Origin of the sequence: Serratia sp. BNK-4 (genome assembly GCF_048685115.1) — a bacterium.
In the GTDB taxonomy this organism is placed as follows: Bacteria; Pseudomonadota; Gammaproteobacteria; order Enterobacterales; family Enterobacteriaceae; genus Serratia; species Serratia bockelmannii.
On the sequence record NZ_JBLQTM010000001.1, the window covers coordinates 3,853,570 to 3,872,779 of the forward strand.

Genomic DNA, 19,210 nt, shown 5'->3' on the forward strand with positions numbered 1-19,210 from the left:
TGCGATTAGGGCTGTTTATCTCAATTAAGCGCCATGCAACACTTCGTGCCATCGTTCGACACCGCGCCGCAAGGCCAGAGACGGAGTGACACATGAGCATCGAAAAACTAACCCGGGAGCCGCTTTCCATCGGCATCGAGTTGCCGCTGGACAACGATTGGTCCACCAGCGGGCAGCTGAAACGCCAGCAGGATGGGCGACCGTTCGGCGTGCCGGACATGAGCGAACACGCTGCGCGCATCAAGCTGGCCGATGAGCTCGGCTTTCGCGCCGCCTGGGTTCGCGACGTGCCGCTGTACGATCCGGACTTCGGCGACGCCGCGCAGGTGTTTGAGACCTTTACCTACCTCGGCTACCTGTCCAGCCTGACGCGCAATATTCTGCTGGGCACCGCGGCCGTGGTGCTGCCGCTGCGCCAGCCGTGGCTGGTACGCAAAGCGGCTTCCACGCTGCAAACGCTGAGCGGCGATCGTCTGCTGCTCGGCGTCGCCAGCGGCGATCGCCCTGTGGAATACCCGCTGTTCGGCGCCGATTACGCCGCGCGCGGTGAACGCTTTCGCACCAGCGTCGGCATTCTCAAAGGGGAAGCCGACAGCGCGCTCCAGCCTGGATTGCGCCTGCTGCCGGCCACGCCGCCGCCGCCGCTGCTGGTCGCCGGGCTGGCGCAACAAACGCCTGAGTGGGTGGGAAAAAATATGGATGGCTGGCTGTCGTATCCCGGCACGCCTGCGGACCACGTTTCGCGGGTCAAACTCTGGCGTAACGTGGCCGGTGACAAACCCTACGTCAGCTTTATTCATCTCGACCTCACAGATAACGCCGACGCGCCGATTCAGCGCCATCGCTTCGGCATCAAGAGCGGCCGCAATGGGTTGATTCAGGAACTGAGCGCCATGCGTGACGCCGGGGTCAACCACATCGGCCTGCATTTCCGCCGCAACCAGCGGCCGCTGGAAGAGACGATGCAGGAGATCGGCCAACTGGTGTTACCGGAATTCCATCGCGCCTGACGCCCGCTTTAGCCCGCTATTCCGACCTGAGCTGGTCTTTGCCCCGTTACCGGGGCTTTTTTATTTCCGCCGCTGCTAGTTCATAACAACTCAGTCTAATCCCTGCGGCCAAACGGCGGCATGATGACGGGGAAACGAGCCACCATGAGGAATGAGCAATGACGGCAAAACTGACAGAAGCGGGCTTTTGGCGCAAAACCGCCGACTCTTCATCGCTGCGCGAGCCGCGCGTGCTGATCCGGGTCTACGTCGACGAAGGCGAGATTGACCGCGCCATCGCGTTTTACGAGCAGCTGCACGGCGTGGAAGCGGATATGCGTTTCGACTTTCCCGAGCATCGGTTGGTGCTGGCAGCGGTAGGACCGTTTCTGATCCTGGAAGGCGCGGAAGAAAACCTGCGCCCTTTTCGCAGCACCGTCGGCACGCTGCTGGTCGATGACATTTACCCTTACCACCAGCGGCTGCTGGCGTCCGGAGCCGAGATCTTCTTCGGCCCGGTGGAAGTGCCCACCGGCGCCTGTTTCAATGCGCGCCTGCCGGACGGCACGATTGTCGAGTACGTGCATCATCGGCCGCGCGCGGACGAATAAACCGCCTCAGGGGATCGCCGGCGTCATGGCGTAACCGCGCAGATCCTTGCGCAGGCTGACCATGTACAGCACGATCACCGCCGAGAACGGCAGGCCGCACAGCACCACCGCGGTTTGCATCGCGCTGAAACTGCCGGCGTACAGCAACCCGGCGCACACCAGCGTGGTGACCGCCGCCCAGAACACTCGCAGCCAGGCCGGCGCGTCATCGTGCGCGGAACCGCCCTGGCAGGAGAGGTTAGCTATCATCAGCGTGCCGGAATCGACCGGCGTCAGGAACAGCACGAAGCTTATCACCACCACGAAACCGGCAGTCAGCTGGGTATAGGGCAGGTATTCAAACAGCTTGAACACCGCCATCGGCGGATCGCTTTGCGCCACCTGGCCCAGGATCGCCTGCCCGCCCTCCAGCACCAGGCTGATGGCGGTATTGCCGAAGATCGACAGCCACGCCAGCGTGAACCCGAGCGGGATCAGCAACACGCCGAAGATCAGCTCACGGATGGTACGGCCTTTGGAAATGCGGGCGATAAACAGCCCGACGAACGGCGCCCACGCCACCCACCAGGCCCAATAGAACAGCGTCCAGGCGCCCTGCCACTGGCGCGCCTTGCCATACAGATACATATCGAAGCTGCGGCTGACGAGCGAGGTCAGATAATCCCCGAGGTTCTGCAACATGCCGTTGAGCAGGTTCAGCGTCGGCCCGGCCAGAAACACGAACAGCAGCAGCAGGCACAGGAAGCCGACGTTGATGTTCGACAGCATGGCAATGCCCTTCTCGACGCCGGTGACCGCCGCCAGCGTGGCCACCACCATCATCACCACGATCAGCGCCAGCAGTACGCCGGTGCTTTGCGGGATGTCGAACAGGTAAAACAGCCCCGAGTTCACCAGCAACGCGCCGATCCCCAGGTTGGTCACCATCGAGATAACCGTCACCAGAATGCCGAAGCTGTCCACCAGATGGCCGACGCCGCCGTGGATGCGCTCGCCGAAGATCGGGTACAGCGCCGAACGCAGCGCCAGCGGCAAACCGCGACAATAGGCGAAATAGGCGAGCGCGGTGGCGATCAGCGCGTACAGCGCCCAACCGTGCAGCCCCCAGTGCAAAAAGGTGAGCGCCATCGCCTGTCGCGCCGCCTGCACGCTGCCGCCGCTGCCTTCCGGTGGCGACAGGAAGTGATCCAGCGGCTCATAGGCGCCGTAATACACCAGCGCAATACCGATGCCCGACGAGAACAGCATCGCCACCCACGAGGGGTAGCTGAACTGCGGCGGCTCGTCATCCTGGCTCAGGCGAATATGGCCAAAGCGCGACAGCGCCAGCCAGAACACGAACGCCATGCAGGCGACCATCAGCAGCATGTAATACCAGCCGAACACATCGGCCACCCAGCTTTGCGCAACATTCAGCCACTGTTTGCTGGCGGCGGGAAACAGCACGACCAGCGATCCCAGCAGCAGGATCACCGCCGCCGAGCCGAAAAATACCGGGACATTTAATCTGACAGGTTCTTCGTCAAGCGATGGGGGAGTTTTCATTGTCATTGGCAGGCTTCCATGATGCGAAAGACAGACGATTTAAATGCAACTTTTGGTTAACATCTTATCGTCATTTATTTGACATTTTCGCAGCATATAGAGTATTGATTGACCGTTCAATCAATCAAATTCAAAGTGTGATTTGCCTATCAGTTGAGGAAAATATGTACCGCAGAGACATTCCTGAGCAGCGCAAGGAGCAGCTGATTAACGCCGCCTTCGAGACCATCAACGTTGTGGGGCTGGCTGGCGTCACCCTGTCGCAGGTGGCGAAAGAGGCCGGGCTGTCGACCGGCATCGTCAGCCACTATTTCGGCGATAAAGAAGGTTTGTTGAGCGCGACCATGCGCAAGATCCTGCGCGATCTGCGCGACGCGGTGGCCGAGTGCCGCACTCAGGCGGCAAGCGACAGCCAGTCGCAGCTGTGCGCCATCATTCAGGGCAACTTCCACCCCAGCCAAACCAACGCCATTTCCATGCGCGCCTGGCTCGACTTCTGGGCCGCCAGCATGCATCAGCCGGTGCTGCGCCGCCTACAGCGCGCCAACGATCGGCGGCTCTATTCCAATATTTGCAGCCAGTTCCGCCGCGAGCTGCCGCTGCAGCAGGCGCGCGACGCGGCGCGCGGGCTGGCGGCGATGATCGATGGGCTTTGGCTGCGCGGTAGCCTGGCCGGGGATGACACCGATCTGCAGCAGGATTACCGCATCGCCTGCGACTACGTGATACAACGGCTCAGGGCCGCGCCATCGGCGGAGTGAACGGCAGCGTCAGCGCGGTTCCTGCTCTTCGCTGTACTGGGTTTGCCACATGGCAGCGTAGCGGCCGTTCGCCGCCAACAGCGCCTCATGCCCCCCGCGCTCGACGATCTCCCCCGCCTCCAGCACGATGATCTCATCGGCATCCACCACGGTGGAGAGCCGGTGGGCGATCACCAGCGTGGTGTGGTTGCGGCTCACCTCGCGCAGATGCCCCTGGATTTCGCGCTCGGTCTGGGTATCCAGCGCGCTGGTCGCCTCGTCGAACACCAGGATAGCCGGATTTTTCAGGATGGTGCGCGCGATCGCCACCCGCTGCTTTTCACCGCCCGACAGCTTCAGCCCGCGCTCGCCCACCCGGGTGTCGTAACCGTCTGGCAGACCGACGATAAAATCATGGATATGCGCCAGCCGCGCCGCCCGCTCGATGTCTTCATCGCTGGAGCCGGTTTTGCCGTAACCGATGTTATAGCGCAGCGTATCGTTGAACAACACCGTATCCTGCGGCACGATGCCGATCGCCTGACGCAGGCTGGCCTGCGTCAGTTGGCGAATGTCCTGGCCGTCGAGGGTAATGGCGCCGCCCTGCACGTCGTAGAAGCGGAACAACAGACGCGACAGCGTGGACTTGCCCGCGCCGGAGGCGCCGACCACCGCCACCGTGTGGCCTGCCGGAATGGTAAAACTCACCTGCTTGAGGATTGGTCGGCGCGTGTCGTAACCGAAGCTGACCGCGTCGAACCGCACTTCGCCGCGATCGAGGCGCAGCGGCTGCGCATCCGGGCTATCGACGATCTCACGCTTTTCCTGCAGCAGATCGAACATATTCTCCATGTCGATCAGCGCCTGGCGCACCTCGGAATAAATAAAGCCGAAGAAGTTCAGCGGCTGATACAGCTGCAGCAGGTAGGCGTTGACCAGCACGAAGTCGCCGACCGTCATCGTCCCCTGGGTAATGCCCTGTGCCGCCATGGCCATCATCACGATCAGCCCGATCGAGATAATGGCGGTTTGCCCCAGGTTGATCGCGGTAAAACTGAATTGGTTCTTGATGGCGGCGTATTCGTACAGCCGCCGCGACAGATCGAAACGCTCGGCCTCGAACGCTTCATTGCCGAAGTACTTCACGGTCTCATAGTTCAGCAGGCTGTCGATGGATTTGCTGTTGGCGTCGGCGTTGGCCTTGTTGAGCTCACGGCGAAAACGGGTGCGCCAGCTCACCGCCAGCACGGTGAACAGAATGTAGCAGCCGACCGTGGTCAGGATCGCCAGCGCAAACCAGCCGTTCAGCATATGCCACATGATTGCCGTGACCAGCGAGAGTTCGAACAGGATCGGCACGATGGAGAACAGCAGCCGCGACAGCACCGTGGACACCGCCTGGGTGCCGCGCTCGATAGACAGCGACAGCCCGCCGGTCTGGCGCTCCAGATGAAAGCGCAGGCTCAGCGCATGCAGCTGGCGAAACACCCGCACGCCCAACAGGCGCGTGGCGTTCTGGCTGACGTGGATAAACATCACGTTGCGCAGCTCCTCAAACAGCGCACCGCCCACCCGCGCCACGCCGTAGGCGATAATCAGCCCCAGCGGCACCGCCAGCATTTTCGCCGTCTCGCCGCTCAGCGCATCGACCATCGCTTTGTAGGCCAGCGGCACCAGCGTGGTGCTGACCTTGGCCGCCACCATAAACACGAAGGCCACCACCAGATACCCCCGCAGCCGCGGGTTGTCTTTCGGCCACAGGTAGGGCAGTAGGAATTTCAGCAAACGGGAACGGTCCATCATGTAATATTCATCTTCTCGGTCGGGCTCGCGGCGCATGGCCGCGCGGGGGTTATGAGTTTGGCCTGGCCGGCGGCGAACGCCTCAGCCATTCCGTTTTCCTGCGGTGGCAACTCAGCATCATCCGTCAGGAGAAGCAGCAGCGACTCGGGCAAAGTTCAGGCATGGAGGAGACAATCACATGACCCAGACGTATGCAAAGCGCTTTGCGCAGGTCTTTGACTATATCGACCGCCACCTGGACGAAGCGCTTACCGTCGACACGCTGAGCGAAGTGGCCCATTTTTCGCGCTTTCACTTTCAACGCCAGTTTAGCGCGTATTGCGGCATCTCGGTGTGGCGTTATATCCAGTGGATGAGGCTTAAACGCGCCTCTTACCGCCTGGCGTATAACCCGCTGGAGCCGGTGATTGACATCGCGCTGGACGCCGGTTTTCAAAACCCGGAGTCCTTCAGCCGCGCCTTCAAACAGGCGTTCAGCCAAACGCCGAGCCAGTTTCGCAAACAGCCGGCCTGGATCGATTGGCAGCAGCGCTTTCCCGAGCCGAAACACAAAAGGAAACAACCCATGAAGGTAGACATTGTCGATTTCCCGGCCACGCCAGTGGCGATGATCGAACATAGCGGCCCGCCCGCGCTGGTCAACGAAACCGCCGCACGCTTTATCGAGTGGCGCAAAACCAGCGGCCTGTCGCCGGTCAGAAGCAGCCGCACTTACGGCATCGCACCGCACGATCCGGCCACCACCGACGCGCAAGACTTCCACTTCTTCATTTGCGGCGAGGTCACTGCACCGATCCCGGAGGACAACGCCTCTGGCGTGGTGAACGGCACGCTGCCGGCCGGACGCTGCGCGGTGCTGCGCCATCACGGCTCGCTGGATGGGCTCTCGGAAAGTGCCCACTATCTGTACCGCGAGTGGTTGCCGGCCAGCGGCGAGGAGCTGCGTGACTTTCCGCTCTATTTCCACTACCACAACTTCGTGCACGAGGTGGCGGAATATGAACTGGTGACCGATCTTTATCTGCCACTGAAATAGCTGACATCCGGCCCCGTAAGGAGCCGGATTAATGTTAACAGGACGGCGACGATCCCTGCGGCGGCAGATAGCGCTGTGGATCGAGCGCGGTGGCGCGGTAGCGGATCTGGAAATGCAGGAACACCGAATCGGTGCCGGTGCTGCCCATGGTGCCAATCTTCTGCCCCGCTTTCACATCCTGGCCGTTGCGCACCAGCGTGGTGTCGTTGTGCGCGTAGGCGGTAATAAAGTCTTCGCCGTGCTTAATCATGATCAGGTTGCCGTAGCCGCGCAGTTGGTTGCCGACGTACACCACTTTGCCCTTGGCGGAAGCATAGATCGGCTGGCCGCGCTTACCGGCGATGTCGATGCCCTTGTTGCCGCCATCGGCATTGGAGTACGCCTGCACGATCCGGCCGCTGGTCGGCCAGCGCCAGCAACGTGCGGCGCCCGGCGGCGGCGTTTGCTTGGCGATCGCGGAGGAAGACGTTTTACGGCGCGTGGCGGCGGTTTTGGTCGGCGTGCTGCCGCTCAGCCGCAGCTTTTGCCCCACTTCCAGGCTATAAGGCGGGCGTATCTTGTTGATTCTGGCCAGATCGCTGACTTCGCTGTCGGTGATCCAGGCGATGTAGTACAGCGTATCGCCCCGTTTGACGGTGTAAGACTTGCCGGTGTAGCTGCCCTTCGGCAGTTTGTCGTAGTCACGGTTGTAGGTATTTTTACCCGAACACCCGGCCAACAATAGCCCCAATGTCAGACACACCGCGATGCGGCGCCACCTCGCCAGCTTGCTTCCTGTGCTCAAATCCTGTCCCCAATCGTCTTTTCGGTTCTGATACGCGTCAGCCGCACAGTGTAACATTTGCGCCGGGTCAGTCAAAAAGCGGGAAAGAGGCAACTATCGGAAAACAACTGGCACGGAGGCCGCTGCGGCACGATCGGCGGGAGGAAAAATGGCGCCATAAGGCGCCAAATCATGCAGCGATGCCGGGGTTACTGTTTACCTGAGGTCAGCAAACTGAAGCTGGTCATCAGATTGCGATAGTCAGGGATATGTTGAGAGAACAGGTTCCCCAACCCTTCGATATCATTTCGCCAATCGCGGTGCAATTCGCACGCCGCGCCAAACCAACTCATCAGCTGCGCGCCGGCCTGGGACATGCGATCCCAAGCCGCATCGCGCGTAATCGCATTGAACGTGCCGGATGCGTCGGTGATGACGAAAACCTCATACCCCTCTTCCAACGCAGAGAGCGCAGGAAACGCCACGCAAACCTCGGTCACCACGCCGGCGATGATCAGTTGTTTCTTGCCCGTGGCCTTTACCGCCTTGACGAAATCTTCATTATCCCAGGCATTGATATTGCCGGGACGAGCAATATAGGGGGCGTCAGGGAACGTTTGCTTTAGCTCTGGCACCAAAGGGCCGTTCGGTCCGTTTTCAAAACTCGTGGTCAGTATCGTCGGTAAATTGAAGTATTTAGCCAGATCGGCCAGCGCCAAAACATTATTTTTGAATTTATCCGGATCCTGATCTCTAACCAGGGACAGTAGCCCCGTCTGATGATCGACTAATAACACGGCGGCCTGTGCCTTATCTAATCGGTTATATTTAAAAGTCATTCCCTTCTCCTTTATCATCAAAATCATCAAATTCCGATCGCCCCATGCATTCCAAGCATGTAGCATGCTTTCAAACGCTCCGACATCAGGCTAGCAATGAACCAGCCGGGTAAATAGAACGATTATTGGGAATGAGTATCTCACCACTGGGAAGGTCAACTTTATATGATAGATTTCAATGAGATGGTTATGTTTGCCAGAGTAGTTGAATGCGGTGGATTTCTTTCCGCCAGTAAGAAGTTTGGTATACCCAAATCGACGCTATCAAGACGAATATCCAATTTGGAAAAAAGGCTCAATGTCAGACTTATTCAGCGTTCAACGCGAAACCTCATGGTCACCGATATAGGAAAAGAATATTATCAGTACTGCCTGCAGATGATTAGCACCGCAGAGAAAGCGGAATGCCTCATTATTAACAAAAGCGAAAAACCCACTGGAAAAATAAAACTAACCTGCTCAAACATTCTCCTGGATCTTGGCCTAACGGAAGTCCTGGCGAAATTCATGCTGCAATACCCCAAGGTCAATTTGCATGTAAAAATATTTAATCGCAACGTGGATATTATTTCTGAAGGGTATGACCTCTCATTAAAACTCATCGCCGATGAGCCCAAAAACAGCAACTTGGTGATGCGTCGAATTTGCGCTGTGCCCACCGCATTTATGGTCGCCCCCTCTGCAACTATTCAGTACCAAAGTATCAATACGCCCGAAGATCTCTCCAGTTTGCCAACGGTCGGGTGGTTATCGACCCATCTTCAGGCCGCCTGGACGTTTCAACAAGCCGATCGCGAAGTCAAAATAAACAACGAGTCGCGCATGGTGTGCGATGACATTCGCCTGATCAAGGAATCGATCGTAAAAGGCGTCGGTGTGGGCTGCCTGCCGCTGAAATTAGCCCGCCAGGAACTGCTCGACGGCAGCCTGAAAACGCTGCTCGACGACTGGACATTGGAACAACACAAGATTGTCGCGTTTTACCCTTCCAGACAAGGACTCCCCCCTTCGGTAAGGGCGCTGATTGATTTCATCGTTGATGAACTGGCCGAATAACACGCCGCTACCAAGCATAAACGCCACGCCGGATTTACCGCAGTGATTAAAAAGTGACTACTATAATAGAGCGCTCGGAAAAATAGAGTGCCCCCGAGGATCGCAACAAAGAGAATGGAGCTGTAACATGCTAAACCTTGATCGCAATAATCTGCCCCTCCTGAGCGAAGAACTGCTCAAAAAGCAACGCACCACCCTGCTGATCATCGCCTTCCTGCTGCTGGCGGGCGGTATAGTGTGCCTGGTTAATCCTTTCGCCTCCGGCGCGGCGCTGAGCATCGTGGTCGGCGTCCTGCTGCTGTTGAGCGGCGCCGGGCTGATTATCGCCATGATCGCCAACCGAGCGCAGAATACTTGGCCGATGATCGGCGGCATTCTGCTGGGTGTGGCCTACCTGATTATCGGCTATGTGTTCATCACCAGCCCGCTGGCGGGCATTCTGGCGCTGGCAGTGTACCTCGCCGTGCTGTTCGCGCTCGGCGGCATCGCCCGCCTGGCGGCTGGCTATATGCGCCGCGGATTGCCGGGCAACTGGCTGCAGTTCGTTATCGGCGTGCTCGATTTGATCATCGCCTGGATGCTGATCGGTTCAGGCCCGGCGGCGTCGGTCACGCTGGTGACGGCGATCGTCGGCATCGAGATGCTGGTCAGTTCCTTTGCGCTGTTCCAGGCGGCGAATCTGTTTAAACGCGCCTGACTCTACCGGCCCGCCATCGCGGGCCTCATCGCTTTCGTTGCTTCTAGACAAAACAAGGCGATACCCCCTCGGCTTGTCCGTGGTTATCTTCATCGGTAAGTGCCAATATAGGCGCAGACAAGGGAGCTGAAACCGATGACAACCCATTCCAACCCGTTGAACTCGCGGGAAGTCTGCCTGCAATTACGCCATTTTAATCAGGTAATCGGGCAACAATGCCGCAATATGGCGCGCCAAAAAACCACCTGCCCGTGCTGCCTGACGGACATCGCCACCGGCTGCGACGCCGGTATCAAACTGTGTGGACAGCAGTTGGCCAAACCCAACCCGCAAACCCCGTTATTCCGGCAGATTCGCAACTTGCTGCTCGATCTGCGCGCAGAAGCGATAGGAGTTCACAGAATAGACGTCCTGAACCGCACCAATAACGAAATCTCCTGGCTGTTGCGCGAGCTGTATTTCGAGACGTTCTGACCCCGCATTTTGTCGGGGTCGCTAAAGCGAAAGCCGAAAGTGGGATACAGGCTTTTGGCGACGCGATTATGTTCATCAATCATTAACGTCACCGGCTCCACGCCCTACAAGCAGTCAGCAGGAGAGCCCATTTAAAAGCGGCTCTGGCAAAAGAGACGTCCACCGACGCGGGGTTAACCGGCGGCAACGGTTTTCGGCAACACGAAGTCAACCCGCCGATTCTTGGCCCGGCCCGTCGGCGTGTCGTTGGAAGCCACCGGTTCAGCCTCCCCTTTTCCCCGTTCACTCAGACGAGATTTTTCTACCCCATGTGCGATCAGCCAAACAGCCACCGCACGTGCGCGTCGCAGCGACAGATCCTGATTATATTTATCGCTGCCCACCGCATCGGTGTGCCCCTCGATCACCACGTTCCCTACCGGTTCGGCCGCGATAAATTGCGCCACCTGTTGCAGCGCAGGCTCCGCTTTAGCAGCAATCGCATCGCTGTCGAAGGCGAACAGGACATCGCTGCGCATCGATAACGTTACGGCATTTTTGCTGTCTCTGACGGAAATGTCGGCGGATTGTTTAGCCAAATCCGCTGCCTTACTCTGCAGATCAAGGACGCCGGCATTCAGCCCCGAAGGCAAACCAACCAAACCCAGCCGGGTGGCCTTAAGATCGAGTATCACCGGTTTCCCCACGGATGCCGGCTCTCCGCTGTCAGCCCATGAACCCAATGACACCAACCCAAAGGCTAACATCCCACCCACACAGGCGGCTTTCCTGAGGCCGTTCATCGCTCAACGATCCGTAATGGCTATCGGCCCGAGCGGCTCGACGTTGGCGATCGTCAGGTACACCTCTTTCACATCAGGTGGAGGCGCAGGGAAGCTGCCAAACCAGGTGGCGACATAGGGAATGCCTGAACTTGAGCTGAATGACACGCTGGGAGAGGCCAGTGGGACATTATTGCTATCGGTAAGCAGCAGGTATTTTTTATTACCCACCAGAATATAGAAGGATTTCTCAAGGCTGCTTTTATCCAGACTGCTATACAAGCCTTGCCCATTAAGGTTGTCTTTCAACCCTTTGAAACGCACTTTGATGGTCAGGATTTCACCGTGGCGCACGGCCTCGGTCACTTGCGCTTCGGCTACGCCGCTGCTGACGATCCCGGTAGCCAACGGTGTCACGGGGGGATCTTCCGCGAAGGCCATGCCGGGGAACATTATCGACGCAAACAGGCAGGAAATGACGAATTTTCCTGACATGCTGCATGATCGGAGTCCTTATTCAGGGGGAATTGAAGATTGTTCTTTCAACAACCAGGCAATGCCACTGCGGTCACTCTGTCCCGGAATTATAGTAAAGCACCTCATATTCATGAGAGTTATCCCTGAAAGCGTAACCTTGGTCACGTTATGCTTGCGCATGAATTCTCCCCCCGTTAGCGCTTATTTTGCTGAATGACCCGCTTCATACCGGCATTCCCTTTCGCTCATCCTCTCTACCGTTCACCCCACTTTACGACCGCCGTCACACCTCGCCACCGCCAAATTGCGTTGGTTATAGAGTCGTCTACAATTCAATCGAATTACCCCCTACAACATCAGAAATTATTATTATTAGAGGTGATTATGTTACAGAAACACGAAAACGTAATAAGTATGACTGTACTAAGCCCGCAAGCCACCCAACAGCTGATGCCATCGTTCTCCTCCTTGCCCCACACGCAACACGCCGACGGAAAATATCGCCTGCGCCGTTACTCGGTCGTCAAATACCTCAACCCCAACGTCGCCGAAGTGGGGCCGCGCACTTTCATGCAGTCGGATCAGATCAACCACTTTCAGGGCAACGTGGTGCGCCGCTTCGAACCTATCGACAGCGCCGTGTTGCAGAGCGCCGGCATGGCAGAGATGTGCAACCTGTTTGCAGAAAGCAACGAACTGCCGGAAGGCGCCGAGATAGAGATCCACCAGATGCGCGTGGTCGCCATCGAGAAAGACACCCAGGTGGCGCCGGAAGGCATTCACCAGGACGGTTTCGACCACATCGCGATGATCGCCATTCACCGGCACAACATCGTCGGCGGTGAAATCATGCTGTATGACGACAGTCACCACGATCCCTTCTTTAAAAAAGCGCTGGCGGACGGCGAAGCCGTGCTGCTGGCGGACAGCAAACTGTGGCACAACGCCACGCCGATCAACGCCGTGAGCCCAACAGAAGAAGGCCATTTGGACCTCTTCGTCCTCACCGCGCGGGGAGAGAAAGCATGACCTTTACTCCCGAGCTCGCCCGCCGCCAGTTCAGCGCCCTGTCCCAGCTAATCGACGGCAAACCGGCGATCTTTTTCGACGGCCCCGGCGGTGCGCAGGTTTCACGGGGCGTGCTGGAAAAAATGACAGATTACCTGGGGGCATACAACGCCAACCTGGGCGGCCACTACTTCTCCAGCCGAGTCACCGGCGAGGTGATGGGCCAGGCGCGGGAATCGGTGCGCGCCTTGTTAAATGCCCCGTCGGCCGACACCATCGTCTTCGGCATGAACATGACCACGCTGACTTTTCATCTCAGCCGCATCATCAGCCGCGACTGGCAGGCCGGCGATGAGGTCATCGTCACCGCGCTGGATCACTACGCCAACGTCTCCAGCTGGCAGCAGGCCGCTGCCGACAGAGGGGCCGTGGTGCATCAGATACCGCTCGAGAGCGCCGACTGCGCATTGGATGCCGCGAAAGTGTGTGAGCGCATCAATGCCAACACCCGCCTGGTGGCGGTCAGCTACGCCTCCAACGTCACCGGCAGCATTGTCGATATCAAAACCATCGTCGAAGCCGCGCATCAGGTCGGTGCGCAGGTGTATGTCGACGCCGTTCATTACGCCCCGCATAACCTGATCGACGTACAGGCGCTGGGCTGTGATTTCCTGGTGTGCTCCGCCTACAAGTTCTTTGGCCCGCACGTCGGCATGGCCTACATCGCGCCGCAGTGGCTGCAGCGCCTGCGTCCGTACAAAGTCGAGCCGGCCACCGACGTCGGCCCCGGCCGTTTCGAGACCGGTACTCAGAGCTTCGAAGCGCTGGCCGGCGTCGCGGCCGCTATCGAGTATCTGGCGCAGTGGGGCTCGCCCGGCGCGCCGTTAAGGCAGCGTTTGCAGGAGAGCTTCGCCGCCTACCACCAGCATGAAGAGGCGCTGTGCCGCCACTTCATGCAGCGGCTGCAGCAGCTCGACGGGGTGCGGCTTTATGGCAATCCCCAGGCGGACAGCGCGCGCCGCACACCGACCTTCGCCCTGACCTTCAGCGGCCATACGCCTGACGCAATCGCCCGCCGCCTGGGGCAGCACAACATCTGCGCCGGCAGCGGGCATTTCTATGCGTTGGGCTTGGTGCAACAGCTGGGGTTGCAGGACGGCGGCGTGCTGCGCATCGGCATGATGCACTACAACACTCAAGGCGAGATCGATACGCTGTTCAACGTGATCGCCGAAGATATTCTCAGTTAACCCGGCCACATCGCCCGCTCACCTTATTGAGCGGGTTGAGCGGACGAAAAGGAATCAAACTGCCCGCCTTTTCTTCCATGAGAGTCCACGGCACGCTGATGCGTGCCTTTCTTTCACTCCGTTACGAAATGCGGGGATAATGAACATACTCATGCTGGAACGGCAAAAGAAGCCGGGATCGGCGCATCGTGCGGTTGTCACCGGATACGCCGGAGGTAGCGCATTGCACGCATTCTCTTTTGACTCAGCAGTGGGCATAATGACAAACACGGTCTGGGTCAGATGAGTATGAATGGTGAAGTCGCAGCGAATTACGTTAAATGACATTGCTGTACTGGCGGGTGTAACCAAAATGACGGTCAGTCGCTATCTGCGCACGCCGGACAGGGTTAAACCGGAAACAGCTGCGCGCATTGCCGCCGTTATCGAGGAAGTCGGCTATCAGGCCGATCCCGACAATCCCGCCCTCTATTCCAATAGCCCTCCCCTCATCGGCGTTCTGGTTCCTTCTTTTAACAATCTGATATTTGCTGATGTCCTCGCCGGCATTGAATCCGTGACGTCTATACAGGGTTATCAGACGCTGGTCGTCAATTATGACTACAACAGCAAACGCGAAGAGGAGCAAATTGCCGCGATCCTGGCTTTTAAGATAAAAGGGCTGCTGCTGACCGAGTCGGTCCATAGTCTGCGGGCGGAAAAATTCCTGAAGACGGCAAAAATACCCGTTGCTGAAATCATGGGGCTGTCAGGCAATACAGATCGAATTAACGTGGGTTTTGATAATGTGAAAGCCGGCTACGATATGACCACCATGCTGCTGGCCAGCGGTAAAAAACGCATTATCTATTTTGGTTCAATGTCTGATATCCGCGATGAACAGCGTTATACGGGATACTGTCAGGCAATGGCTAACCATGATTTACCTACCGGTCGTATCTCCCCCAATAAGATCTCTTCCATTTCGATTGGAACAGGCATGATGACGCTTGCGAGCCAGATGTATCCGGATATGGATGGGATTCTCTGTACCAACGACGATCTGGCCGTGGGCGTGTTACAGGAATGTCTGGCAAACGGTATCAGCGTGCCAGCGCAAATGGCCATTGCCGGGTTTCACGGTCTTGAGATCGGGCAGATCATTACTCCTCGGTTAGCCAGCGTACTGACGCCACGGTATGAGATGGGGAAAGTGGCGACAGAAATCATAATAAAAAAAATTAAAGGGCTGCCGACCATTGAACGTGTCGATCTCCACTTCCGCCTGTCAATGGGGGAGACAATATAGCTTACCCCTGCCAGTGACTTTATCATTGGCCATCACTGCCCGCTTCGCCAGAAGACCATCTCTCGTTATCCCGGCCAGAGATTCGGCCAGATGGCGCCACCCACCTGACCGAACGCCCCCTTAACGTGCCTTGCGGCGGCGGAGCCAGAATAGGACCAGCAGAATAATGACGACCGCCGCGACGGCCATGCCAGGCAGAATCATCGGCTGTGCGCGCGCCAACAGCGGTTTCGGGCCCCCGGCGCGCACCTCACTCACGTCGGCCTCAGTCACGCTCAGCGTGCTGTTGCCGTATTTCTGCAGCACGAAGTTAGCGATATCGGCAACCTGCTTATCCGTCAGTTCTCCGACATAGGAACCGGCGCCAAAGCTCGGCATCAGGACGTGCTTACCGTCAACCCGGCGATCAACCCCCTGCAAAATGGCGGCAATCAGGTTTGACGGATTGCTCGCGGCCGTGGTGGAGTTGTTGAACAGCGAAGGGTAGGCCTGGTTCAAACTGCCGCTGCCATCCGGCTGATGGCAACTGGCGCAGTAGCCGCTGTAGAGCGCCTCGCCGCTATTGAGCGTGTAGTTGGCGTTGGGCGAATTGATGCCGCGGAGATGGTGCTCAACGTTGTAATGCGCTTGACTAAAGCTATTGCCCTGGCGCTCATCGCCCTGTGACGGTACGGTCCTCAGGTAAGTCGCTATCGCCTGCAGCTGCCGGTCGGTCAGGTATTGGAAGCTGTGCTCAACGGCTTCAGCCATTGGCCCCGCCGCTTGCGCGCGCCCTTCCGCCCGACCGGTTTTCAGGTAGGCCACTAACTCCTGCTCGCTCCAGCCACCGATCCCTTCTTGGCGATCTGCGGTGATATTCGGCGCGTACCAAGAGCCCAACGATGCCCCCATCAGGAAGCGCGAATTGTCTTCCGCCATCAGCACATTACGCGGCGTATGACAGGTTCCGCAGTGAGCCGGGCCCTGCACCAGCGCGGCCCCTTCGTTCCACGCCTCACCTTTCGTCAGATCCGGGGTGAAGCGCCGATTGTCCAAATAAAGCCTGTTCCACACCGCCATGGAGAGGCGGATGTTGAACGGAAACGGCAGATCGGTTTGGTGCTTGGCCGGCTCATCGACCGGGGCAACGCCATGCATGAAATAGGTATACAGAGCGTGGATCTCGTCATCACTCAGACGGGTGTAGGCGGTGTAGGGCATGGCCGGATAGAGATACGCCCCATCTTTCCGGATCCCGGCGCGCAGCACGTCGGCAAACGCCGCTTCGGAATAGCCGCCGATACCGTATTTTACCGATGGAGTAATATTGGTGGCGTAGATAGTGCCCATGGGGGAAGCGATGCCGTACCCCCCGGCAAAAGGTTTACCCTGCTGCTGCGTATTCGTATGGCAGGCCATGCAGTCCGAGGCGATAGCCAGCGCTTGCCCTTTAGCGATCAGATCGCCGTCCTGGGCATGCGCCGCAAAACCGCTTCCCAGCAGCAGCGTCGCTGCCAGCACGTGGGTGATTTTATTCATTTGCTCTCCAGGGCTCGAAGTACGTCATTGGCCGCCTTGAGTCCAAGCGCCGCCATCGTCAACGTGGTGTTGACAACGCTGGCTGAAACCATGGCGCCTCCACCCGGGATCCAAAGGTTGTCGTGATCGTGAGCGCGGCAATTACCGTTCACCACCGAGTTCGTGGGGTCGCTGCCCATGATCGTGCCGCCCATAATGTGGTTGTTGGCATTCAGCTTGTCGTTAATCACAAACTCTTGCGCATCGAACAAGTCGCCAATCTGCCGTAGCTGGGTTTTGACCACTTCCAGCCCTTTGCGCACGTAATCGCCGACGTCGTAGTGGATGTCCGGGCAGGCCAGGCCATGCTTGTCTTTGCGAGTGGGGCTCAGGGTCAGACGGTTGTTCGGGTCCGGCAGCGGTTCCAGGCTGATGGAGAGATCCACCGAGCGGCTGGCGCGATCGCGCACTTCATCCTGCAGCGCCTTGCCGACCTTGCCCGTTTTCAGGACTTCAAGGGCGGAGGGGATCACCCGGTTGATGTTGTTGATGATGATCTTGTTGGCGGAGTGGTCGCTGCGGAACGCGCCGTCACGATACCCCACCATGCAGCTGCTCTGCGCCGGGCCGCGGCCAACCCACAGGGCCTCTCGCGCCAGGAAGGAGCAGTGCAGGCCCGAGTGATCCATCATGTTGCGTCCCACCTGATCCGAGCTGTTCGCGATGCCGTTCGGGTTCTTTTCGTTGGCCGCCAGCAGCAGCAAGCGCGGGTTCTCAATCCCATTGCAGGCCAGAACGAACGTTTTACCGATCGCCCGATGGGAGTTGTGCGCCGTGTCATACCAGTGAACGGCGGTGACGCGGTTATTGTCGTCGGTGTCAATTTTGTACACCACCGCTTCAGGGATCACCTTCGCCCCCTTGTGTTCGGCCCGTTCAACGTGGTGAATACCGTTGTACATCGCCCCGATCGGGCAAATCGGCTGGCAATTGTTATTGCCGCAGCAGGTGGGCCGTCCATTCCAGGGCCGGGTGCTGCGGCCTTGCGGAATGGGCACCGATTTAAAACCGTGAGGATTAACAATCTCAGCAATGCGTCTGTCGCCGTAGGCCCAGGGCACCATGTCCATCGGGTAAGGCCCGCTGCGTTCCGCAGGGGACTGCCACTCCGGATTATTCGGGCCGGCAACGCCTATTTCCTCTTCGGCTTTCGCGTACCACGGTTCGATATCTTCGTAAGAAATAGGCCAGTCTCTCCCCACGCCATAGAGAGATTTCATGCGAAAATCATTGGGATGGTTGCGCCAGCAAGAAGCGGCCCAGTGCCAGGTGGTTCCCCCCACCACACGCAAATAGCCCTGTTTAAAGCCAGAGCCATTGGGGCCGGTCAGTTTGATATAGTCGTTCTCCGGGAAATAGAGCGGCGCGGTGGCGTACTCCGATTGCGGGTAAAGCCCCTGAAAATCCGACCCCGCACGATTGTGCAGTGGCATATTGCGCCAGTTTTCCACAGCCTGTGCGCGCTCAATCCGCGGGCCTGCCTCAAGTACCAGCACCGAGTAGCCCTGGCTCACCAAAGCATCCGCCATCAGACCACCCACAATACCGGAACCGACAATGACGACATCGGCCTCTGCATCGCCGGAAGCATTAATTATTGGGCTTTTCACACGCGGTCCTCATATTTTTTATCGGCTACGGCAGGCAAATCTGTTGCGGGAATGGAAGGTTGGCGGGTAACGCCCGGCGGCAAGCCGGTCCACCACAGCGGACCAAAATTGCACCAGGTCGGAACAATCAGGGCATCCTGAACCGTGCGATACATCAGCGCCTCTTTATAGGTAATCAACTGACCCTGATCGGCACTTGAAGGATCTACGGTTCCGGTATACCACGCGGTCACGATGGCCTGGATAAGCTCCCTCTGCCCCTGCTCAATCGCATGCCGGTTCAAGGTTTCCGCATCGGTAGCTTGCTGGCTCAGGGTAAACAGGGCGTTGAGTTGCGAGTTCAACTGCGGAAAATGTTCGCGCAGTGCGGAAAAATAGCGGGCGGAGAGGGTGACGTCCAAATCGTCAAACTCGGTAATTTTTCTCGAAATTTGCAAGAATTGCGCGTATTCAACGGGCGAGGCGGCAATTTGCGCCCGTTCGGCATAGGTTATATTTGAATAAGGCAACAGGCTGGCGGCGACGATGACGCCCACCATTTTTCCCAGCGCCTCCCTGCGGGTAAGCACGATTTGCAACGACATTGTTAGCTCCGAAATAATTTATTTTTATATAGTTTTTTTAATATCTATCAGAACACAGGCAAACCAAAATAAAAAATTGTGCCAATGGGGAGGAACCGCATTAAAAGATCAAGGCGTTATGA

General features: G+C 58.1%; 19 protein-coding genes. 10 read left to right on the forward strand and 9 right to left on the reverse strand.

What is annotated here, in order from left to right; translation table 11 throughout:
• The first annotated feature begins 92 nt into the window (after positions 1 to 92).
• Entirely contained in the window at positions 93 to 1,010 is a 918-nt protein-coding gene (locus ACMGGW_RS18425; RefSeq protein ID WP_025304096.1) for a TIGR03571 family LLM class oxidoreductase, read from the forward strand.
• Positions 1,011 to 1,168: 158 nt separating this feature from the next.
• Positions 1,169 to 1,600, forward strand: coding sequence for a VOC family protein (locus ACMGGW_RS18430; protein ID WP_049296182.1), 432 nt, complete (start codon positions 1,169 to 1,171; stop codon positions 1,598 to 1,600).
• A 6-nt stretch (positions 1,601 to 1,606) separates the two neighbouring features.
• Here the strand turns inward: ACMGGW_RS18430 and ACMGGW_RS18435 are convergent, their stop codons facing one another.
• Positions 1,607 to 3,151 (reverse strand): BCCT family transporter, encoded by a 1,545-nt coding sequence (locus ACMGGW_RS18435; protein ID WP_141966826.1) that lies wholly within the window; start codon positions 3,149 to 3,151, stop codon positions 1,607 to 1,609.
• A gap of 158 nt (positions 3,152 to 3,309) precedes the next feature.
• Between ACMGGW_RS18435 and betI the strand changes: the two genes are divergently transcribed.
• Positions 3,310 to 3,906: a transcriptional regulator BetI gene (betI, locus tag ACMGGW_RS18440; RefSeq protein ID WP_060435026.1), complete on the forward strand. Its 597-nt coding sequence runs from the start codon at positions 3,310 to 3,312 to the stop codon at positions 3,904 to 3,906.
• Between the two features lie 9 nt (positions 3,907 to 3,915).
• Here the strand turns inward: betI and ACMGGW_RS18445 are convergent, their stop codons facing one another.
• A complete protein-coding gene (locus ACMGGW_RS18445) occupies positions 3,916 to 5,685 on the reverse strand; it encodes an ABCB family ABC transporter ATP-binding protein/permease (RefSeq protein WP_060448450.1) in 1,770 nt (589 codons plus the stop codon).
• Positions 5,686 to 5,866: 181 nt separating this feature from the next.
• Between ACMGGW_RS18445 and ACMGGW_RS18450 the strand changes: the two genes are divergently transcribed.
• A complete protein-coding gene (locus tag ACMGGW_RS18450; RefSeq protein ID WP_043142553.1) occupies positions 5,867 to 6,724 on the forward strand; it encodes an AraC family transcriptional regulator in 858 nt (285 codons plus the stop codon).
• Between the two features lie 34 nt (positions 6,725 to 6,758).
• Here ACMGGW_RS18450 and actS read toward each other — a convergent pair whose 3' ends face one another.
• Positions 6,759 to 7,508 carry an amidase activator ActS gene (actS, locus tag ACMGGW_RS18455; RefSeq protein ID WP_043142556.1) on the reverse strand — a complete coding sequence of 250 codons (750 nt, stop codon included), beginning with the start codon at positions 7,506 to 7,508 and terminating at the stop codon, positions 6,759 to 6,761.
• Between the two features lie 188 nt (positions 7,509 to 7,696).
• Positions 7,697 to 8,326: an isochorismate family cysteine hydrolase YcaC gene (ycaC, locus tag ACMGGW_RS18460; protein ID WP_025304103.1), complete on the reverse strand. Its 630-nt coding sequence runs from the start codon at positions 8,324 to 8,326 to the stop codon at positions 7,697 to 7,699.
• 189 nt (positions 8,327 to 8,515) lie between these two features.
• On the opposite strand from ycaC, the gene ACMGGW_RS18465 reads away from it, so the two are divergent.
• From ACMGGW_RS18465 to ACMGGW_RS18475, 3 genes are all read left to right on the forward strand, one after another.
• The gene (locus ACMGGW_RS18465; RefSeq protein ID WP_158523427.1) at positions 8,516 to 9,382 is read left to right on the forward strand and encodes a LysR substrate-binding domain-containing protein; all 867 of its coding nucleotides are present in this window, start codon (positions 8,516 to 8,518) and stop codon (positions 9,380 to 9,382) included.
• Positions 9,383 to 9,509: 127 nt separating this feature from the next.
• Positions 9,510 to 10,079 carry an HdeD family acid-resistance protein gene (locus ACMGGW_RS18470; RefSeq protein WP_043142563.1) on the forward strand — a complete coding sequence of 190 codons (570 nt, stop codon included), beginning with the start codon at positions 9,510 to 9,512 and terminating at the stop codon, positions 10,077 to 10,079.
• A gap of 135 nt (positions 10,080 to 10,214) precedes the next feature.
• The gene (locus ACMGGW_RS18475) at positions 10,215 to 10,553 is read left to right on the forward strand and encodes a hypothetical protein (RefSeq protein ID WP_025304105.1); all 339 of its coding nucleotides are present in this window, start codon (positions 10,215 to 10,217) and stop codon (positions 10,551 to 10,553) included.
• Positions 10,554 to 10,726: 173 nt separating this feature from the next.
• Here the strand turns inward: ACMGGW_RS18475 and ACMGGW_RS18480 are convergent, their stop codons facing one another.
• Together ACMGGW_RS18480 and ACMGGW_RS18485 are read right to left on the reverse strand one after the other, a co-directional pair.
• A complete protein-coding gene (locus ACMGGW_RS18480; RefSeq protein ID WP_049208186.1) occupies positions 10,727 to 11,335 on the reverse strand; it encodes an OmpA family protein in 609 nt (202 codons plus the stop codon).
• Positions 11,336 to 11,338: 3 nt separating this feature from the next.
• A complete protein-coding gene (locus ACMGGW_RS18485) occupies positions 11,339 to 11,809 on the reverse strand; it encodes a hypothetical protein (RefSeq protein WP_420279522.1) in 471 nt (156 codons plus the stop codon).
• Between the two features lie 396 nt (positions 11,810 to 12,205).
• Here ACMGGW_RS18485 and ACMGGW_RS18490 point away from each other — a divergent pair, with 396 nt between their 5' ends.
• The 3 genes from ACMGGW_RS18490 (at position 12,206) to ACMGGW_RS18500 (ending at position 15,337) form a co-directional block, all read left to right on the forward strand.
• Positions 12,206 to 12,820 carry a 2OG-Fe dioxygenase family protein gene (locus ACMGGW_RS18490; protein WP_225735536.1) on the forward strand — a complete coding sequence of 205 codons (615 nt, stop codon included), beginning with the start codon at positions 12,206 to 12,208 and terminating at the stop codon, positions 12,818 to 12,820.
• Complete coding sequence (locus tag ACMGGW_RS18495; RefSeq protein WP_197832461.1) at positions 12,817 to 14,049, forward strand: cysteine desulfurase-like protein; 1,233 nt, start codon at positions 12,817 to 12,819, stop codon at positions 14,047 to 14,049. Before ACMGGW_RS18490 ends, ACMGGW_RS18495 begins: the two co-directional genes overlap by 4 nt.
• A 295-nt stretch (positions 14,050 to 14,344) precedes the next feature.
• On the forward strand, positions 14,345 to 15,337 hold the full coding sequence (locus tag ACMGGW_RS18500) for a LacI family DNA-binding transcriptional regulator (RefSeq protein WP_025304110.1): 993 nt from the start codon (positions 14,345 to 14,347) through the stop codon (positions 15,335 to 15,337).
• A gap of 120 nt (positions 15,338 to 15,457) precedes the next feature.
• On the opposite strand, the gene ACMGGW_RS18505 is transcribed toward ACMGGW_RS18500, so the two are convergent.
• From ACMGGW_RS18505 to ACMGGW_RS18515, 3 genes are read right to left on the reverse strand one after another with little or no spacing between them, the layout of a single operon-like run.
• Positions 15,458 to 16,855, reverse strand: coding sequence for a c-type cytochrome (locus tag ACMGGW_RS18505; protein ID WP_197832462.1), 1,398 nt, complete (start codon positions 16,853 to 16,855; stop codon positions 15,458 to 15,460).
• Positions 16,852 to 18,504, reverse strand: coding sequence for a GMC family oxidoreductase (locus tag ACMGGW_RS18510; RefSeq protein ID WP_025304112.1), 1,653 nt, complete (start codon positions 18,502 to 18,504; stop codon positions 16,852 to 16,854). Before ACMGGW_RS18510 ends, ACMGGW_RS18505 begins: the two co-directional genes overlap by 4 nt.
• Positions 18,501 to 19,088, reverse strand: coding sequence for a sugar dehydrogenase complex small subunit (locus ACMGGW_RS18515; RefSeq protein ID WP_025304113.1), 588 nt, complete (start codon positions 19,086 to 19,088; stop codon positions 18,501 to 18,503). The genes ACMGGW_RS18510 and ACMGGW_RS18515 overlap by 4 nt, the downstream gene beginning before the upstream one ends.
• Between the last annotated feature and the right edge of the window lie 122 nt (positions 19,089 to 19,210).